Here is an 18,197-nt window from a genome sequence, read left to right on the forward strand (position 1 = left end):
CGCTTCCAGGAGGAGCGCATGTCGCCCACCGTCACCACCTCGCCGCTCTCGTTCGTGCCTGCCGCGGCCGTCGCTCGGATCGCCGCTGCCTCGCGTCGGGTGCAGCAGCCGCAGTCCGGGGGCGATCTCGTGTCCCTCGCCATGGGCGAGCCCGACTTCGACACGCCCGCGCAGGTGACCGAGGCCGCGAACGCCGCGCTGCGCGCCGGACGTACCCACTACTCGCCGCTGCTGGGCGAACCGGCGCTCCGCGAGGCGCTCGCGGAGAAGCTCGCCGGTATCGCCGGAACGGCCGTCTCCGCCGCCGACATCCTGGTCACCCAGGGCGGCACCGCCGGCCTCGCCGCGTCGATCCTCGGCATCGTCGACCCCGGCGACCGGGTCGTCATCCCCGACCCGACGTACTCCCTCTACGGCGACCTGGTGAGCATGGCCGGCGGTGTCGTCGTCCCCGTCCCGCTCGCCCCCGACCTGCACTGGGACCTCGACCGGCTGGCCGACGCCCTCGCCGGAGCGAAGCTCTTCGTGTTCTGCAACCCGAGCAACCCGACCGGAATCGTGCACAGCCGCGCCGAGTTGGAGGCGCTCGCCGAGCTGCTCGACGGCACGTCCACCCTCGTCATCTCCGACGAGGCCTACGCCGACCTCGACTTCACCGGCCGGCCCTTCACGTCCGCGCTCTCTCTGGACGGCCTGCGCGACCGTACGGTCTACTGCCAGACCTTCTCCAAGAGTTACGCGATGACCGGCTGGCGGGTGGGCTACCTCTGGGGCCCGTCGCCGCTGATCCAGTCCGCCGCGCGCATCCACAACACCTTCAACGGCTCCGTGAACACGGTCGCCCAGGACGCCGCACTCGTCGCGGTACGGACCTGCGCCGCCGACATCGCGCTCATGCGCGCGGAGTACGAGCGGCGCCGCGAGCTCATGCGGACGGAACTCGCCAGGATCCCGGGACTCACGCTGAGTTCCCCGGAGGGCGCGTTCTACCAGTTCCCGCGCTACGACCTCGACCTGCCCTCGACCGAGGTGGTGGCGGCGCTGCGTACGACCTACGGCGTGGCCGTCCGGCCGGGCAGCGAGTTCGGCGCCCGGGGCGAGGGGCACCTGCGGTTGTCGTACGCTGCCGACGCGGAGTCCATCACCGAGGGCGTCCGCCGACTGGCTCACGGCCTCTCGGCCCTTCAGTGAACGCCGTCTCGTATGCAACGGGGGAGTCGACCCATGCGCAGTGACACCCAGCGCAATCGCAGGCAGCTCATCAAGGCCGCCGCGGTGCTGTTCGAGAACTCGCCGACGCCGGTCAGCCTGGCCGAGATCGCCAAGCACGCCGAGGTGTCCACCGCGACGGCCTACCGGCACTTCTCCTCCGTCGAGGAGATCCTGCACGCCTTCCGGGCCCAAGTCGGCTCCGAACTGCGCGACTTCAGCGCCCGGCAGACCACCCGCGGCATGCAGCGGCTGGAGGCGGTGTCCCGCTACTGGGTGTCGCTCGTCCTCGAACACGGCGGGGCGATGGCCCAGATGCGCTCGCACCGCGGCTACCTGGAGCGGCTGCGCGAGAGCACCGGCTATCTCGTCCCGCAGGCCGAGGCACTCGCCGAGCCGCTGCGGCAGACCACGGAGGACCTCGGGCTCGGCAACCTGGGCGACGAGGCGCTGTACCTGTGGAACGCCCTGTTCGACCCCCGCGACATCCTCGACCTCATCAAGAGCGGACGCACCGAGGACGAGGCCGCCTCCCGCCTGGTGGCCGCATTGCGCGGCGCGCTCATCGGCTGGTCGACGGCCCCGGACCGCAGGGACGACTGAACGACGGTCAGGTCGCGACGAGCAGGCGGGCGTTCCGGATCGGCCGAAGGCAGGCGTTCCGGATCGGCCGAAGGCGGACGGCTCCTCTCAGCCGAGGGTGAGCAGCTCCTCGTAGAACCCGCCGAACTCCCGCCCCCGGTCGACGAGATGGATCTCCAGGATCCAGTGGCAGCGGCGCCCGGCCTTGTCGGTGCGCCGCAGCGGGGTGTCGTTGCCGGGTGCGATGTACGACTCCACGTCGGCGCCGTCGATCCACTCGTGCGGGAACTCCCCGACCAGGTGCCCGGCGTGCCAGCCGCCCAGCTCCCAGCCGGCCTCGGCGGCCAGCCGCTCGACCTCGGCGTACAGCCGCTTGCCGGTGATGTCGGGGTCGCCCTCGAAGAACCGCTTCCCGGCGGCGAAGACCTTCGGCAGGTCGTCCGCGAGGCGCCGCTTGACCGGGTCGTCGCCCAGCACGAAGGTCCGCCCGAAGTCGGCCTCGTACTCCTCGAAGATCGGCCCGAAGTCGGCGAACACGAGGTCGTCCGCGCCGATCACCCGGTCCGGCGGGTTCTCCCGGTACGGCAGCAGCGTGTTCGGCCCCGAGCGCACGATCCTCTTGTGCCAGTGCCGGGTCGTCCCGAACAGCTCGTTCGCCAGATCCCGTACCCGGTCGCTGACCGCCCGCTCCCCCTCCCCCGGCGCGACGAGCCCGCGCTCCTCGATCTCCGCGAAGAGCCGCTCGGCCTTCGCCTGGGCATCCAACAGCCTTGCCGCGCGCGTGGGTTCGTCGTCGTCCGCCATGGGGCGAAGGTAGGTCGCGAGACCGATTCCCGGCAACCGGGATTTCGACCGGGTCGGTCACGTCCAGGCGGGGTAGCCGCCGTCCACCCGGATCGCGGTGATCCCGCTGATGTAGCGGGCGCCGCAGCGGTCCTGCGGCAGGACGAGTTGCGGTCCGGCCCGGTCGAGCGGGGTTTCGTCGATGGTGGCCGCGAGGAGGACCGGCGCGCGGCCGAAGTCCGGGTCGGTCTCCGCCCAGGACAGCAGGGCGTGATGGCCGTCCGCTCCGGTCACGGCGATCAGGAAGCGCAGGCGGTCCTTGCGTCGGGCGGCGTCGAAGGCGGGCTCGGCCGCCGCCAGCACGTCGTACAGGAGCGGGCCGGTGAAACGGTGGTGCCGGATTCCGCTGGCGGAGCACTCGAAGCTGACCTCCGCGGCGTGCTGAGGCCAGGCAGGCAGGTCGGCGACGGTGATACGGGCCGGGCGGGCCAGGTCACCGGCGAGAACGACTTCCGCCGGCGCAACGGCGGCCGTACCGGCGGCTGCGAGGGACTGACTCACGGGCTACCACCTCCCGGATGACCGTACCCGGGCGGGCCTCCTGTACAAACGCATATACCAGCCTCCGCAGGTCACAGCCAGGCTCATGCGATGCGACAAGGGACTTACACCTTGCATATGCGGCAGTATGCTCGGCGTATGCACAACGAGAGGGAGTAACCCCGTGATGACCCGTTCCGCGCGCCGGACCCGCCACACCCGCCGCACCGCCCGGATGCTGCGGGTGACCGGCGTGAGCGCCGCCGCGCTGCTGGCCCTGAGCGCCTGCTCCTCCTCCGACTCGGACTCCGCGGGGTCGGACTCCTCCCCTTCGGCGTCCGGCTCCCCCAAGCTCTCCGGCACGGTGACCGTCTTCGCCGCCGCCTCGCTGAAGGAGAGCTTCGAGACGCTGGGCAAGGAGTTCGAGAAGCAGCACCCGGGCACGAAGGTCACCTTCAGCTTCGGCGGCAGCGACTCGCTGGCCGCGAGCATCACCGGCGGGGCCCCGGCGGACGTGTTCGCCTCCGCCAGCCCCAAGACGATGAAGATCGTCACGGACGCCGGGGACGCCTCCGGCACACCCGCCACCTTCGTCCGCAACCAGTTGGAGATCGCCACGCTGCCGGGCAACCCGGACAAGGTCGACTCCCTGAAGGACCTCACGAACTCCGGCCTGAAGGTCGTGCTGTGCGACAAGGAGGTGCCGTGCGGGGCCGCCGCCCAGAAGGCCCTCGACGCGAGCAAGCTGAAGCTCACGCCGGTGTCGTACGAGCAGGACGTCAAGGCGGCCCTCACCAAGGTCGAGCTGAAGGAGGCGGACGCCGCGGTCGTCTACAAGACCGATGTGCTGGCCGCGGGTGACAAGGTGGAGGGCGTGGAGTTCCCCGAGTCCGCCGACGCCGTCAACGACTACCCGATCACCCTGCTCAAGGACGCGACCAACGCCGAGGCAGCGAAGGCGTTCATCGCGCTGGTGCGGTCCGCCGAGGGCCAGAAGGTCCTGACCGAGGCCGGGTTCCTCAAGCCATGACCTCCCCGCACGACAAGTCCGCTGCCGTGGCCGACACCCTGACGGGTGGGCCACGGCGTCGGCGCGGCCGGACGGGCTTCAACGGGTTCAAAGGCTTCAAGGGCGCGCCACTGCCTCTCCTGGTGCCCGCCCTTCTGGGCCTGGCGTTCCTGATCGTGCCGCTGATCGCCCTGCTGGTCCGCACCCCCTGGCACAGCCTGCCGGACCAACTGACCAGCCCCGAGGTGTGGCAGGCCCTCCAGTTGTCCCTGATCTGCGCCACGGCCGCGACCGCGGTGAGCCTGGTCCTCGGCGTGCCCCTGGCCTGGCTGCTGGCCCGCGTCGAGTTCCCCGGACGCGGCCTCGTACGGGCCCTCGTCACCCTGCCCCTCGTCCTGCCGCCGGTCGTCGGGGGCGTGGCGCTGCTGATGGCGCTCGGCCGCAACGGTGTCGTCGGGCAGTGGCTGGACGCGTGGTTCGGGATCACCCTGCCCTTCACCACCGCCGGGGTCGTGATCGCGGAGGCGTTCGTCGCGATGCCGTTCCTGGTCATCAGCGTCGAGGGCACGCTGCGGGCCGCCGACCCGCGCTACGAGGAGGCCGCGACCACGCTGGGCGCCTCCCGCTTCACCGCGTTCCGCCGGGTCACGCTGCCGCTGATCGCGCCGGGCATCGCGGCGGGCGCGGTGCTCGCCTGGGCGCGGGCGCTCGGCGAGTTCGGCGCGACGATCACCTTCGCGGGCAACTTCCCGGGCCGTACCCAGACCATGCCCCTGTCCGTCTACCTCGCCCTGCAGAGCGACCCGGAGGCGGCCATCGCCCTCAGCCTCGTCCTGCTGACCGTCTCGATCGCGGTCCTCGCGGGACTGCGCGACCGCTGGATGACCGCGTCATGACCGACATCGACAAGACCTCGACCGACACCAACACCAACGCCGACACCGACACCGACACCGACGGCACGGTGCTTCCCGTCGACGAGGGTCTGAACGCCCGTCTCGTCGTCGACCGGGGCCGCTTTCACCTCGACGTGTCCCTGACGGCCGCCCCCGGTGAGGTCGTCGCGCTGCTCGGCCCCAACGGCGCCGGCAAGACCACGGCCCTGCGCGCGCTGGCCGGGCTCGTCCCGCTGACGGGCGGTCATCTACGGCTGGACGGCGCCGAGTTGGACCGTACGCCACCGGAGTCCCGCCCGGTCGGCGTCGTCTTCCAGGACTATCTGCTCTTCCCTCACCTCACCGCCCTCGACAACGTCGCCTTCGGCCCCCACTGCCACGGCGTCGGCAAGGCGGAGGCACGGGCGCAGGCCGCCGAGTGGCTGCGGCGGATGGACCTCGCCGAGCACGCCGACGCCAAGCCCCGCCGGCTCTCCGGCGGCCAGGCCCAGCGCGTCGCCCTCGCCCGCGCCCTGGCCACCCACCCACGACTGCTGCTTCTCGACGAACCGCTGGCCGCGCTCGACGCACGCACCCGCCTCGATGTCCGCGCCCAACTCCGGCGCCACCTCGCCGACTTCGAGGCGGTCGCGGTCCTCGTCACGCACGACCCGCTCGACGCCATGGTCCTGGCCGACCGCCTGGTCGTCATCGAGGACGGACATGTGGTGCAGGAGGGCACCCCGGCCGACATCGCCCGCCATCCGCGTACGGACTACATCGCCCATCTCGTCGGCCTGAACCTCTACAAGGGCGAGGCCCAGGGGCACACCGTACGACTGGACGCGCGGCCGGAGATCACGGCCACAGGGCCGGAGATCACCACCACCGAAGACCTCACCGGCCCGGTCTGCGTCACCTTCCCCCCGGCCGCGGTGACCCTGTACCGCGAACGCCCGACCGGCGCCAGCGCCCGCAACCTCTGGCAGTGCGAGGTGGCCGGCCTGGAGACCCACGGGGACCAGATCCGCGTGGCCCTCACCGGCGAGTTCTCCCTCACCGCGGACCTCACCACGGTGGCCGCCGCCGAACTCGGCCTCCACACGGGCGCGTTGATCTGGGCGACGGTGAAGGCGACGCAGACCCACGCGTACCCGGCGTGACGCGCGGCGGCAGCCGCACCGCGCCGGAATCACGCTCAGGGCGACAGGTCGAGGGCGACAGGTCAGTCGCCCTTGCCCACCGCCGCGTCGAGGAGCGGCCCGAGCTCCCGGGCCACGGCCGTCAGGGCGCGGACGTCCCGCTCGGCGCGGGCGATCAGGAGGGCACCCTCCAGTGCGCTGATCATCAGCGTGGCCAGCGCCCCGGCCCGTTCCTTCGGCACGCCCATGTCGGCCAGGGCCTCCGCCACCGGGCCGGTCCAGGCGGCGAAGGCCGACGCCGCGGCCTCGCGCGTGGACACCGTGGACTCCGCCCAGTCCACCGTGGCGGCGGCCACGGGGCAGCCGCCCACGAAGCCGACGGCGGTGTACTCGTCGGTCCACTGGCGCACCATCTCGCCGAACAGCCCACTGGGCGTCGGCTGGGTCAGCGCGGCGCGGAAGCGGGCGACACGGTTGCCCGCGTAACGCCCCGCCCACCCGACCGCCTCGTTGACCAACTGCTCCTTGCCGCCGGGGAAGTAGTGCTGGAGCGAACCGCGCGGCGCCCCGGCATGCACGGCCACCTCCCGCATCCCCGTGGCGGCGACCCCGTCGCGCCGGATGAGCTGGGCCGCACTGAAGACCATCCGCTCGCGCGGCCCGCGTTCGGACATCCTCGGTCCCTCCATTCGTCTCGTACGCCCCATTCGTTGGCCCCGCCCGACATCCATCCTATGACCACTGTCATAGACGTCGGCTACTATGACCGCTGTCATAGTCCTGGCCCGTGGCCGGCCGAGAGTGGTGGTGCGTCGTGTACGTCGGTTTCGTCGGCCTCGGGGTGATGGGGCAGCCCATGGCACTCAACCTCGCCCGCGCCGGGACGCCCCTCGTCGTGTGGAACCGCACCCCCGCCCGGTGCGAGCCCCTGCGTGCGGCCGGAGCCGAGGTAGCGGCGAATCCCACCGAGGTCTTCGACCGGGCCGAGACCGTGATCCTCATGCTGGCCGACGAGCCTGCCATCGACACCGTCCTGGGGCGCGGCACTCCTGACTTCGCCGCACGCGTCGCCGGACACACCGTCGTCCACATGGGCACGACCTCGGCCGAGTTCTCGGGCGGTCTGCAGGACGACATCCGGGCGGCGGGCGGGAGGTACGTCGAGGCCCCGGTCTCCGGCTCCCGCGTGCCCGCCGAGCGGGGCGAGCTGGTGGGGATGCCGGCGGGTGACGACGACGCCGTGGCCGCCGTACGGCACCTGCTCGCCCCCATGTGCCGGGAGACGTTCGACTGCGGCCCGGTCCCGGGCGGGCTGCTGATGAAGTTCTCGGTGAACCTGTTCCTGATCACCCTGGTCACCGGGCTCGCCGAGGCGTTCCACTTCGCCGACCGGCACGGGCTCGACCAGCGCCTGCTCCGGGACGTGCTGGACGCGGGCCCGATGGCCAGCGCCGTCTCCCGCGTCAAGGGACCCAAACTGCTGGCCCGCGACTTCGGCGTCCAGGCGGCCGCCACCAACGTGCTGGAGAACAACCGGCTGATCGCCGAGGCCGCCCGCAAGGCCGACCTGGCCTCTCCGCTCCTCGACGTCTGCCACAGCCTCTTCCGGGAGACGGTGGCGCAGGGCCACGGTGGCGAGGACATGGTGGCCGTACTGCGGGCGCTGGAGGCCCGGACCGACGGGGACTCGGATCCCGTGGCGCCCACCACAGCCGTACGTCAGGAGGAGCACGCATGAGCTGGACGATCGAGCGGCGCGGCCGTGTCGCCGTCGTCACCATGACGACCAACCCGGTGAACGCGCAGAACCGCGCCTTCTTCGCCGACCTGCGCGACGCCTTCGACCGGCTCGAACGCGACCACGCCGACTCCCCCGTCGTCCTGACCGGCACGGGCACCCGCTTTTCCGCCGGTCTCGACCTCGGCGAGAACTTCCCCCTGCTCGCGAGCGGTCCGGCGGCCGTCGCGTCCTGGTTCCAGGACTACCGGGCCACGAACATGCGGCTGTTCACCTACCCGCGCCCCATGGTCGCCGCGGTCAACGGGCACGCCTTCGCCGGCGGACTGATCACCGCCGCCGTGTGCGACTACCGGGTGGCGGTGGCGCAGGGGGCGCGGTTCGGGCTGAACGAAGTGCCCATCGGCATCCCCATGCCCGCCGTGTACGTCCGTATGCTCGCCCACGCCTGGGGCGAGCCGGTCGCCTCCCGGGCCTGCCTGCTCGGTGAGATCTTCACACCCGAGCAGGCGCACGCCCTGGGCATGGTGCACGAGCTGGCGTCGGCCGATGACCTCCTGGACCGGGCCGTCGCCGTCGCCGAGGGGACGCCCGAGGACTGCATCGAGCAGTACGCGTTCACCAAGCGGGCCTGTCAGGCGGCCGCCCTGCGCGACATCGCCGAACTCGCCGACCCGCTGGACGAGGAGCTGCCCGGCTGCATGACGAGCGACCGGGCCCGGCAGGCGCACCGCCGCTACTGGCACCAGCTCAAGGGGCGCCCCGCCGAGTGGTGAGGCCCCACCGCGCCCCTCCTGACCGGAAGAGACGCGGTGCGCGTCGTGCCGCGGCGGGATACCGCCTACGCCTTCTTCAGGGTGATGTCCTGCTTCAGCACCGCGTGGAAGCGGGGCAGGGGCAGGATGCCCACGGGGTGGAGTTCCACGATGGTGGCCTCGACGTCCGCCTTGCCGCGCTTGAGCGTGGTGGGGGACGGCTTGCTCTTGTTCGACCAGCGGTGCAGCTTGCCGTCGCACACGGCGGAGGTGCCACCGATGGCGTACCGGACGGTCTCGGACCTCTGGCCGACGGAGGAGCTCACGTACACCGGTCCCACGCTGTCGACGCAGCGGTAGGTGCCGGACAGGGTGACGGTGCCGTCCGCGGCCATGAGGCCCTTGGAGTCGACGGTCACGGTCTCCTCGGGGTCGGCGGGCGCCGAGGAGTCCGCGGGGGCCGAGGGGGCGGCGACCAACAGGAGCAGGGCGGCGCAGGCGGCGGTGGCGAGCGCGGGGCGCAGGGGCATGGGATGACCTCCCGGATGGGCGGAGTGGGGGCTACCACTCGTACCCGGCAGGTGTGCCGACGGACGTGACCGTCACCCACTCGGTGGCGAGTCCGCCCCGACCTTCGTGGATCGGTCAGAGTGTTGTCCGCGTGTTGTCACGGTTCACGACCGGCCGTTCCGATGAGTTCGCGGCGGGCGCATGGTCTACCCATATGGACGACCCACACGGCTCGTCCATCCAATGTGGAGGTGCGCCATGTGTTCCCACCAGTCCTCGTACCCGTCCTCCGAAAGCCCCGTCGCCCATGTGGTGGCCGCCCACCCCGAGCAGGGCTGGAGCCTCCTGTGCGACGGCGCGATCGTCTTCGACGACAGCGGCCAACTGCTCCCCGACGGCCGCGTCGTCGCACCGCACCGGGTGCCGGCCGCGCGGCTCGCGATGGCCGCGTGAGCGTGTGAGCACGTCTTACGGCAGCACCGCGAACCCGTCGAGCTCCACCATCGCCCGTTCGTCCCAGAGGCGTACGACCTCGACGACCGCCATCGCCGGATAGTCCCGGCCCGCCGACTTCCGCCAGATACGGCCGAGTTCAGCGGCCTGAGCACGGTACGCGGCGACGTCGGTGGCGTAGACGGTGACCCGGGCCAGGTCCGCGGGGGTGCCGCCGGCGGCGGTGAGTGCGGTCAGCAGATTGGTCAGGGCCCGCTGGAACTGCTCGGGCAGGGTGTCGCCCGTCACCTTGCCGTCCGTGTCGAGGGCGGTCTGACCGGCCAGGAACACGACGCGGGAGCCGGTGGCGACGACCGCGTGGGAGAAGCCGGTGGGCGGGGAGAGATCGGGCGGGTTGACGCGCTCGGTACTCACTGGGCGGCCTCCGTGTTCGCGTACAACTCCTTGGCGATGATGCCGCGTTGGACCTCGCTGGCGCCCTCGTAGATACGCGGGGCGCGCACCTCGCGGTAGAGGTGTTCGAGCAGGTGACCGCGGCGCAGGGCACGCGCACCGTGCAACTGGACCGCCGCGTCGACGACATACTGCGCGGTCTCGGTGGCGAGCAGTTTCGCCATCGCGGCGCGCTTCGGGACATCCGCGGCCCCTTCGTCGTACGCCGTCGCCGCCGCGTACACCATGAGGCGGGCCGCCTCCGTGCGCAGGGCCATCTCGGCGACCTGGTGGGCGACCGTCTGAAGGTCCTTCAACTTGCCGTCGAAGGCGTCCCGTTCGGCCGTGTGGGCGAGGGTCGCGTCGAGGGCCGCCCGCGCCATGCCGACGGCGAAGGCGCCGACGCTGGGCCGGAAGAGGTTGAGGGTGCCCATCGCGACCCGGAAACCTCGGTCGGCCTCGCCGAGCAGGTCGGCGGCGGTGACGGGGACGGCGTCGAAGGCGAGGGCGCCGATGGGGTGCGGGGACAGCATGTCGAGGCCCGCTCCGGTGAGACCGGGACGGTCGGCCGGGACCAGGAAGGCGGTGACGCCTCGGGCGCCGGCGCCGGGGGTGGTGCGGGCGAAGACGGTGTAGAAGTCGGCCTCGGGGGCGTTGGAGATCCAGCACTTCTCGCCGGTGAGCCGCCAGCGGGCGGGGCCGTCGGGCTCGGCGACCGGCGCCTCTCCCGCCCACACGGTGTCGCGTTCCGCCTTCAGCCCCAGCGCCGCCGCGTCCGACCCGGCCCCCGGCTCGCTCAGCGCGAAGGCCGCCACCGCGCTCCCCTCGGCCACCCTGGGCAGCCAGCGCTCCCGCTGGGCCGGGGTGCCGTACGCATGCACGGGATGGGCGCCCAGGCCCTGGAGGGCGAGCGCCGTCTCGGCCTCCGTGCAGGCATACGCGAGGGACTCCCGCATCAGACACAGGTCGACCGCTCCCGAGGTGAACAGCCGCTCCAGCAGCCCCAGTTGACCGAGTTCGGCGACGAGTGGACGGTTGACGTGCCCGGGCTCGCCCTTCTCCGCGAGGGGGCGCAGCCGTTCGGCGGCCAGGGTGCGCAGCTCGGCACACCAGGCGGTTTGCGTCGGATCGAGTGAGAATGCGGGCATTGCCGACCTCCCTGCGGAGCCGTCCGCGACGGACGCTCTCGACGGACCTCCTCGACGGATTCCCACGGACCTCCCGACGATATCGCGCACCATTGACTGTCGTCACCAACACGATACGCTCCCTGTGCGAGCCCACCACGACGCCAACACGGCAGCCCACAAGGCACCCACCAGGCAAGGGGGCGAACCGCCATGGCCGGTCTGCACCGCTCCGCCCACGTCGACACCTTCGCCCGCGAGCACCTGCCACCGCCCGACCAGTGGCCCGAGCTCCACTTCGACCTTCCGGGGCTGCTTTACCCCGAACGGCTCAACGCCGCCGCCGAACTCCTCGACGGCCCAGGCGACGAGCGGCCCGTGTTCCACACCCCGTCCGGCGCCACATGGACGTACGGCACACTGCGTGCCCGCGTCGACCGGCTCGCACATGTGCTCACCGACCAGCTCGGCGTCGTCCCGGGCAACAGGGTGCTGCTGCGCGGCCCGACCACGCCCTGGCTGGCCGCCTGCTGGCTGGCGGTGCTGAAGGCGGGTGCGGTCGCCGTCACCGTGCTGGCCCAGCAGCGGCCGCACGAGCTGCGGACCATGTGCGAGATCGCCCAAGTGCGGCACGCGCTGTGCGACATACGCGCCGTCGACGACCTCGCCAAGGCCGAGATACCCGACCTGCGCATCACGACGTACGGCGGCGACGCCCCCGACGACCTGCTGCGCCGCCCGGCACCCGACACGCCCTACCCCGCCGCCGACACCGCGGCCGACGACGTCGCGCTCATCGCCTTCACCTCCGGCACCACCGGACGGCCCAAGGGCTGTATGCACTTCCATCGGGATGTGCTCGCGATAGCCGACTCCTTCTCGGAACATGTGCTGCGCCCCCATATGGGCGATGTCTTCGCCGGCAGCCCCCCGCTCGGCTTCACCTTCGGGCTCGGCGGGCTCGTCATCTTCCCGATGCGGGCCGGCGCCAGCGCCCTGCTCCTCGAACAGGCCGGTCCCAAACAGCTGTTGCCCGCGATCGCCGAGCACCGGGTGTCCGTGCTGTTCACCGCCCCGACGGCGTACCGCGTCATGCTGGACGAACTCGACTCGCACGACGTCTCCTCGCTCCGCCGCTGCGTCTCCGCGGGTGAGAACCTGCCCGCCGCCACCTGGCAGGCCTGGCACGAGCGGACCGGGCTGCGCATCATCAACGGCATCGGCGCCACCGAGCTGCTGCACATCTTCATCTCCGCGGCCGACGAGCACATCAGGCCCGGGACGACGGGAATGCCGGTACCGGGGTGGCACGCGCGCGTGGTCGACGACGAGGGCCGGGACCTGCCCGACGGGGAACCCGGGCTGCTCGCCGTGCGCGGGCCCGTCGGCTGCCGCTATCTCACCGATCCGCGGCAGCGCGAGTACGTACGCCACGGCTGGAACATCACCGGCGACACCTACGTCCGGGAGGGTGACGGCTACTTCCGCTATGTCGCCCGCGCGGACGACATGATCATCTCGGCCGGTTACAACATCGCGGGCCCGGAGGTCGAGGAGGCGCTGCTGCGCCACCCGGATGTGCTGGAGACGGCGGTGGTGGGACGGCCCGACGAGGCACGCGGACAGGTCGTGGTGGCATACGCGGTGCTCAGGGGGGGTGCGCGACGGGACGTGGAGGCGCTGCGCGCGTTCGTCAAGGCCGAGCTGGCGCCGTACAAATGCCCGCGTGAGATCGTCTTCCTGGACGCCCTCCCGCGCACCGCGACCGGCAAGCTCCAGCGGTTCCGGCTGCGCGACGGCGGTCAGCCGCGGGGTGACCAGCAGTGATCCGCAAGACCTGACAAGACTTAAGATGATCAACGTGTCCGACCAGCATGCACCACGGTCTCTCATCGTCACGCTCTACGGCGCCTACGGCCGCCATATGCCCGGCCCGGTGCCGGTCGCCGAGCTGATCAGACTGCTGGCCGCGGTCGGCGTGGACGCCCCTTCCGTACGCTCGTCGGTGTCACGGCTGAAGCGACGCGGGCTGCTGCTTCCGGCCCGTACGGCACAGGGCGCGGCCGGCTACGAACTGTCGGCGGAGGCCCGGCAGTTGCTCGACGACGGCGACCGGCGCATCTACACCGTCGCGCCGCCCGAGGACGCGGGCTGGGTGCTCGCGGTGTTCTCGGTGCCGGAGTCGGAGCGGCAGAAGCGGCACGTGCTGCGCTCCCGGCTGGCCGGGCTCGGCTTCGGGACGGCGGCCCCCGGTGTGTGGATCGCGCCCGCGCGGCTCTACCTGGAGGCCCGGCACACCCTTCAGCGACTGCGCCTGGAGGAGTACGTCGACTTCTTCCGCGGGGAGCACCTCGGCTTCACGCCGACCGTCGAGGCCGTCGCCCGCTGGTGGGACCTGGCCGCGATCGCCAAGGAGCACGACGCGTTCCTCGACCGCCACGCGCGCGTGCTGCACGACTGGGAGCTGCGGCAGGACACCCCGCCCGAGGAGGCCTACCGCGACTACCTCCTCGCCTTGGACTCCTGGCGCCACCTCCCCTACACCGACCCCGGCCTGCCCGCCCGGCTGCTGCCCGAGGACTGGCCGGGCGCGCACTCGGCCGCCGTCTTCCGGGGACTGCACGAGCGTCTGCGGGACGCGGGGGCCGGGTACGCCGGGCTATGACCTCCGGCACATCATGTGCCACTAACGGAACCCTCAGGTTCCTCTGCGCCCCTTCTCACCGGGCTGCCGAGCGCGGGCAAGACGACCATCGCCCGCCTGCTCGGGGACCGGCTGAAGGCGGAGGGACACCGCGTGGAGGTCCTCGACGGCGACGAGATACGCCGCTTCCTCTCGGCCGGCCTCGGCTTCTCACGGGAGGACCGCAACACCAACGTGCAGCACATCGGGCTGGTCTCCGCGGTGCTCGCGCGCAACGGCGTGCTCTCCGTCGTCCCCGTGATCGCGCCCTACGCCAACAGCCGCGAGGCGGTGCGCAAACGGCACGAGGCGAGCGCCACACCCTACGTCGAGGTGCATGTCGCCACGCCGGTCGAGGTGTGCGGCGAGCGGGACGTGAAGGGGCTGTACGCCCGGCAGGCGGCGGGGCGGCTCACCGGGCTGACGGGCGTCGACGACCCGTACGAGCCGCCGACCGACCCGGCGCTGGTCCTCAGGACCCAGGACCAGTCACCGCGGGAGTCGGCGGACGCCGTGTACGCGGTGCTGGCGGAGCGGGGGTTGGTATGAGCGACTTCGCCCTCTCGCACCTGGACGCGCTGGAGTCCGAGACGGTGCACATCTTCCGCGAGGTCGCGGGCGAGTTCGAGCGGCCGGTGATCCTGTTCTCCGGCGGCAAGGACTCCATCGTCATGCTGCACCTCGCCTTGAAGCCGTTCGCCCCCCCGCGGCGGTCCCCTTCTCACTGCTGCATGTGGACACCGGACACAACTTCCCCGAAGTCGGGCGCAGGCGCCGACGCTCACGCAGGACGTCACCGCGAACGTCTGCCACCTGGCCGACCGTCCGCTGCGGACCGGCGACCGTGTCCCGCCGAGCCCCTGGCCCTTGACGACTACGCGGTCTCCCGCCGCACCGGCGCGTTCATTCTGATCGACCCGGCGGACGGGTCGACGCTCACGGCGGGCATGGCCGAGGTCGGCTGAGGTCAACTCCCCAGTGTGAGCCGGGGCTTGGGAGCGTCCGTGCGTCCGGTCTGCGGGCGGCGGCTGCCCGCCCGGTACGGGGCCGGCCAGCCGACGCCCGGACCGTCGTAGCCCTGCTCGGCCGCCGCGTGCAGCGTCCAGTGCGGGTCGTAGAGGTGCGGGCGCGCGAGGGCGCACAGGTCCGTACGGCCCGCCAGGATCAGGGAGTTGACGTCGTCCCAGGAGGAGATCGCGCCGACCGCGATCACCGGCAGACCGGTGGTGTGCCGGATCCGGTCGGCGTACGGCGTCTGGTACGACCGCCCGAACTCCGGCTGTTCGTCGGCCACGACCTGCCCGGTCGACACGTCGATCGCGTCGGCGCCGTGCGCGGCGAAGGCGCGGGCGATCTCGACGGCGTCCTCGGCGGTCGTGCCGCCGTCGGCCCAGTCGGTGGCGGAGATACGGACGGTCATGGGCCGTTCCTCGGGCCATACGCTCCGTACGGCGTCGAAGACTTCAAGCGGGAAGCGGAGTCGTTTCTCCAGAGAGCCGCCGTAGGCGTCGGTGCGGCGGTTGGTGAGCGGGGAGAGGAAGCCGGAGAGCAGGTAGCCGTGCGCGCAGTGCAGTTCGAGGAGGTCGAAACCGGCGCGGGCGGCGCGCCAGGCGGCGGCCGTGAACTGTTCGCGGATGTCGGTGAGTTGGGCGCGGCTCAGCTCGCGCGGGGTCTGGCTGTCCGGCTTGTAGGGGAGTGGCGACGCGGCCACGAGCGGCCAGTTGCCGTCGTCCAGCGGCTCGTCGATGCCCTCCCACATCAGCTTGGTCGAGCCCTTGCGCCCGCTGTGCCCGAGCTGCACGCCGATCGCGGTACCGGGTGCCCGGTCGTGCACGAACTGGACGATCCGCCGCCAGGCGTCGCCCTGTCTGCCGGTGTAGAGGCCGGCGCAGCCGGGGGTGATCCGCCCCTCCGGGCTGACGCACACCATCTCCGTCATCACCAGGCCGGCACCGCCGAGGGCGCGGGCGCCGAGGTGGACGAGGTGGAAGTCGCCGGGGACGCCGTCCGTGGCGGAGTACATGTCCATGGGGGACACGACGACCCGGTTGCGCAGGGTCAGGCCGCGCAGCCGGAACGGGGTGAACATCGGGGGCGTGCCGGGCGGGCAGCCGAAGTCGCGCTCCACGGCCTCGGTGAAGTGGGCGTCGCGCAGGCGCAGGTTGTCGTGGGTGACGCGGCGGCTGCGGGTGAGCAGGTTGAAGGCGAACTGGCGGGACGGCTGGTCGAGGTAGAGGCCGAGGTTCTCGAACCACTCCAGGCTGGCGCGGGCGGCGCGCTGCGTGGAGGCGACGACCGGTTTGCGCTCGGCCTCGTACGCGGTCAACGCGCTTGCGAGGTCGGGCTGTTCCTCCAGGCAGGCGGCGAGCGCGAGGGCGTCCTCGACGGCGAGCTTGGTGCCGGAGCCGATGGAGAAGTGGGCGGTGTGGGCGGCGTCGCCGAGCAGCACGATGTTGTCGTGCGACCAGCGTTCGTTGACGACGGTGCGGAAGGTGGTCCAGGCGGACTTGTTGGACTTCAGCGGCCGTCCGCGCAGCGCTTCCGCGAAGATCTTGGCGCAGCGTTCGACCGACTCCTGCTCGTCGAGTTCCGCGAACCCGGCCCGCTCCCATACCTCTTCCCGCATCTCCACGATCACGGTGGAGGCGTCGGCCGCGTAGGGGTAGCCGTGCAGTTGCATCACGCCGTGCTCGGTCTCGGCGATCTCGAAGCGGAAGGCTTCGAAGGCGAAGTCCGCGGCGAGCCAGATGTAGCGGCAGTGGTGTTCGGCCACATGGGGGCGGAACACATGGGTGTAGGCCTCGCGGGTGGTGCTGTGCACACCGTCGGCGGCGATGACGAGGTCGTACGTCTCGGCGAGCCAGGCGGGGTAGGGGGCCTCGGTTTGGAAGCGGAGTTCTACGCCGAGGGTGCGGCAGCGGTCGTGGAGGATTTCGAGGAGGCGTTTTCTGCCTAGCGCCGCGAAGCCGTGTCCTCCGGAGGTTTGGTGGGTGCCTCGGTGGGTGATGTCGATGTCGTCCCAGCGGGTGAAGTGCGCTTGCATGGCCTCGTAGACCACGGGGTCGGCGTGTTCGATGCCGCCGAGGGTTTCGTCGGAGAGGACTACTCCGAAGCCGAAGGTGTCGTCGGGGGCGTTGCGTTCCCAGACGGTGACCTCGCGGTCGGGGTCGAGGCGTTTGAGCAACGCCGCCGCGTAGAGGCCACCTGGGCCGCCGCCGATGACCGCAACTCGTAGGGGGTGGCTGGTCGTCATCGGCGACTGCGGGTTGGTGGGGGCTGGTCGCGCAGTTCCCCGCGCCCCTTTGGTTGGCACAGTCACCGCCCCCTCCATTTGGGAGGGCGCTTCTCCGTGAAGGCCGCGTGGAACTCGGCGTAGTCCTCGCCGTTCATCAGCAAGGCCTGGGTCGACGCGTCCAACTCCACCGCTGCCGCCAGTGGCATGTCCAGTTCGGCCGTCAGGAGTGCCTTTGTCTGGGCGTACGCCAGGGCCGGGCCGTCGGCCAGGCGGTGGGCGAGGGACTGGGCGGCCTCGTCGACGCCGCCCTCGTCCGTCAGCTCGCTGATCAGGCCGATCCGCTCGGCCTCGGGTGCGCGTACCGGTTCGCCCAGCATGAGCAGGCGGGTCGCGTGGCCGAGGCCGACGACCCTCGGCAGGAGATAGGCCGCGCCCATGTCGCCGCCGGACAGGCCGACCCGGGTGAAGAGGAAGGCGAAGCGGGCGCTGGGGTCGGCGACGCGGAAGTCGGCCGCGAGTGCCAGTACGGCACCTGCACCGGCCGCCACCCCGTGCACCGCCGCGATCACCGGGAACGGGCACTCCCGTACGGCCCGCACGACCTGCCCGGTCATCCGGTTGAAGTCGAGCAGTTGGGCGGTGTCCATGGACAGGGTCGCGCCGATGATCTCGTCGACGTCGCCGCCGGAGCAGAAACCGCGGCCCTCGCCGGCCAGCACCAGGGCCCGTACCGCCCTCTCCCTGGACAGCTCGGCGAGCAGATCACGCAGGTCGGCGTAGGCGCCGAAGGTGAGCGCGTTGAGTTTCTCGGGGCGGGCGAGGGTGACGGTGGCGACCCCGTCGGCGCACTCGACCCGCAGGTGCTCCCAGTCGGTCGTGCGGGCGGCTGAGCCGGTGAAGGGACTCATGACGTGCGGCCTCCTCGGGCGGACGGCGGGCACTGACTCACTGAGCTCTACCCTTCGAGCTCTCTCCTTCGAAGCTATCACCCAACTTTGACTGTCGTCACGACCGCGCGATAACCCATCTGGGTGTGATCTCGGAAGTGACCTGGCCGCGTCACATCCGTCACGGATCGTCGACGCCCCCGTAACGGCGGGATCAACCGCGCGAGGCCGACCGTT

Annotated in this window: 19 protein-coding genes and 2 pseudogenes; 13 read left to right on the plus strand and 8 right to left on the minus strand. The window is 71.7% G+C overall.

Annotated elements, in window-relative coordinates; genetic code table 11:
• Positions 1-18: 18 nt before the first annotated feature.
• Positions 19-1,191: a pyridoxal phosphate-dependent aminotransferase gene (locus tag ACIA8X_RS33385; protein WP_393456905.1), complete on the plus strand. Its 1,173-nt coding sequence runs from the start codon at positions 19-21 to the stop codon at positions 1,189-1,191.
• Positions 1,192-1,224: 33 nt separating this feature from the next.
• Positions 1,225-1,812 (plus strand): TetR/AcrR family transcriptional regulator, encoded by a 588-nt coding sequence (locus tag ACIA8X_RS33390; protein ID WP_393456902.1) that lies wholly within the window; start codon positions 1,225-1,227, stop codon positions 1,810-1,812.
• Positions 1,813-1,899: 87 nt separating this feature from the next.
• Here ACIA8X_RS33390 and ACIA8X_RS33395 read toward each other — a convergent pair whose 3' ends face one another.
• The gene (locus tag ACIA8X_RS33395) at positions 1,900-2,595 is read right to left on the minus strand and encodes a M24 family metallopeptidase (RefSeq protein ID WP_393456899.1); all 696 of its coding nucleotides are present in this window, start codon (positions 2,593-2,595) and stop codon (positions 1,900-1,902) included.
• Between the two features lie 57 nt (positions 2,596-2,652).
• The gene (locus ACIA8X_RS33400; protein WP_399459866.1) at positions 2,653-3,135 is read right to left on the minus strand and encodes a hypothetical protein; all 483 of its coding nucleotides are present in this window, start codon (positions 3,133-3,135) and stop codon (positions 2,653-2,655) included.
• A 166-nt stretch (positions 3,136-3,301) separates the two neighbouring features.
• On the opposite strand from ACIA8X_RS33400, the gene modA reads away from it, so the two are divergent.
• The 3 genes from modA to ACIA8X_RS33415 are packed head-to-tail and all read left to right on the plus strand — an operon-like array spanning position 3,302 to position 6,161.
• Positions 3,302-4,144, plus strand: a complete 843-nt coding sequence (modA, locus tag ACIA8X_RS33405) for a molybdate ABC transporter substrate-binding protein (protein ID WP_399459867.1) — start codon at positions 3,302-3,304, stop codon at positions 4,142-4,144.
• A complete protein-coding gene (locus ACIA8X_RS33410) occupies positions 4,141-5,019 on the plus strand; it encodes an ABC transporter permease (protein WP_393456890.1) in 879 nt (292 codons plus the stop codon). The genes modA and ACIA8X_RS33410 overlap by 4 nt, the downstream gene beginning before the upstream one ends.
• Positions 5,016-6,161, plus strand: a complete 1,146-nt coding sequence (locus tag ACIA8X_RS33415) for an ABC transporter ATP-binding protein (protein ID WP_399459868.1) — start codon at positions 5,016-5,018, stop codon at positions 6,159-6,161. The genes ACIA8X_RS33410 and ACIA8X_RS33415 overlap by 4 nt, the downstream gene beginning before the upstream one ends.
• Positions 6,162-6,223: 62 nt before the next feature.
• On the opposite strand, the gene ACIA8X_RS33420 is transcribed toward ACIA8X_RS33415, so the two are convergent.
• On the minus strand, positions 6,224-6,814 hold the full coding sequence (locus tag ACIA8X_RS33420) for a TetR/AcrR family transcriptional regulator (RefSeq protein WP_399459869.1): 591 nt from the start codon (positions 6,812-6,814) through the stop codon (positions 6,224-6,226).
• 140 nt (positions 6,815-6,954) lie between these two features.
• On the opposite strand from ACIA8X_RS33420, the gene ACIA8X_RS33425 reads away from it, so the two are divergent.
• Positions 6,955-7,878 (plus strand): NAD(P)-dependent oxidoreductase, encoded by a 924-nt coding sequence (locus tag ACIA8X_RS33425; RefSeq protein WP_399459932.1) that lies wholly within the window; start codon positions 6,955-6,957, stop codon positions 7,876-7,878.
• The gene (locus ACIA8X_RS33430; RefSeq protein WP_399459870.1) at positions 7,875-8,654 is read left to right on the plus strand and encodes an enoyl-CoA hydratase/isomerase family protein; all 780 of its coding nucleotides are present in this window, start codon (positions 7,875-7,877) and stop codon (positions 8,652-8,654) included. Before ACIA8X_RS33425 ends, ACIA8X_RS33430 begins: the two co-directional genes overlap by 4 nt.
• Positions 8,655-8,719: 65 nt before the next feature.
• Here the strand turns inward: ACIA8X_RS33430 and ACIA8X_RS33435 are convergent, their stop codons facing one another.
• A complete protein-coding gene (locus ACIA8X_RS33435; RefSeq protein ID WP_393456878.1) occupies positions 8,720-9,163 on the minus strand; it encodes a DUF6299 family protein in 444 nt (147 codons plus the stop codon).
• A 238-nt stretch (positions 9,164-9,401) separates the two neighbouring features.
• On the opposite strand from ACIA8X_RS33435, the gene ACIA8X_RS33440 reads away from it, so the two are divergent.
• A complete protein-coding gene (locus tag ACIA8X_RS33440) occupies positions 9,402-9,596 on the plus strand; it encodes a DUF5999 family protein (protein ID WP_393456875.1) in 195 nt (64 codons plus the stop codon).
• 15 nt (positions 9,597-9,611) lie between these two features.
• On the opposite strand, the gene ACIA8X_RS33445 is transcribed toward ACIA8X_RS33440, so the two are convergent.
• Together ACIA8X_RS33445 and ACIA8X_RS33450 are read right to left on the minus strand one after the other, a co-directional pair.
• On the minus strand, positions 9,612-10,010 hold the full coding sequence (locus tag ACIA8X_RS33445) for a RidA family protein (protein WP_393456872.1): 399 nt from the start codon (positions 10,008-10,010) through the stop codon (positions 9,612-9,614).
• Positions 10,007-11,176, minus strand: a complete 1,170-nt coding sequence (locus ACIA8X_RS33450; RefSeq protein ID WP_393456869.1) for an acyl-CoA dehydrogenase family protein — start codon at positions 11,174-11,176, stop codon at positions 10,007-10,009. The genes ACIA8X_RS33445 and ACIA8X_RS33450 overlap by 4 nt, the downstream gene beginning before the upstream one ends.
• 96 nt (positions 11,177-11,272) lie before the next feature.
• Between ACIA8X_RS33450 and ACIA8X_RS33455 the strand changes: the two genes are divergently transcribed.
• From ACIA8X_RS33455 to ACIA8X_RS33475, 5 genes and pseudogenes are all read left to right on the plus strand, one after another.
• Complete coding sequence (locus tag ACIA8X_RS33455; RefSeq protein ID WP_393456989.1) at positions 11,273-12,982, plus strand: AMP-binding protein; 1,710 nt, start codon at positions 11,273-11,275, stop codon at positions 12,980-12,982.
• A gap of 25 nt (positions 12,983-13,007) precedes the next feature.
• A complete protein-coding gene (locus ACIA8X_RS33460) occupies positions 13,008-13,820 on the plus strand; it encodes a PaaX family transcriptional regulator C-terminal domain-containing protein (protein WP_393456866.1) in 813 nt (270 codons plus the stop codon).
• 15 nt (positions 13,821-13,835) lie between these two features.
• On the plus strand, positions 13,836-14,387 hold the full coding sequence (cysC, locus tag ACIA8X_RS33465; RefSeq protein WP_393456863.1) for an adenylyl-sulfate kinase: 552 nt from the start codon (positions 13,836-13,838) through the stop codon (positions 14,385-14,387).
• Positions 14,384-14,622: pseudogene (locus ACIA8X_RS33470) on the plus strand (phosphoadenosine phosphosulfate reductase family protein); the annotation flags it as partial. The gene cysC and the pseudogene ACIA8X_RS33470, both read left to right, overlap by 4 nt.
• Positions 14,604-14,803: pseudogene (locus ACIA8X_RS33475) on the plus strand (hypothetical protein); the annotation flags it as partial. The pseudogenes ACIA8X_RS33470 and ACIA8X_RS33475, both read left to right, overlap by 19 nt.
• 2 nt (positions 14,804-14,805) lie before the next feature.
• Here ACIA8X_RS33475 and ACIA8X_RS33480 read toward each other — a convergent pair.
• Entirely contained in the window at positions 14,806-17,169 is a 2,364-nt protein-coding gene (locus ACIA8X_RS33480; RefSeq protein WP_393456860.1) for a bifunctional salicylyl-CoA 5-hydroxylase/oxidoreductase, read from the minus strand.
• A complete protein-coding gene (locus ACIA8X_RS33485; protein ID WP_393456857.1) occupies positions 17,154-17,981 on the minus strand; it encodes an enoyl-CoA hydratase family protein in 828 nt (275 codons plus the stop codon). Before ACIA8X_RS33485 ends, ACIA8X_RS33480 begins: the two co-directional genes overlap by 16 nt.
• Positions 17,982-18,197 lie beyond the last annotated feature (216 nt).

Source organism: Streptomyces sp. NPDC051738 (assembly GCF_044453205.1).
Classification (GTDB): Bacteria; Actinomycetota; Actinomycetes; order Streptomycetales; family Streptomycetaceae; genus Streptomyces.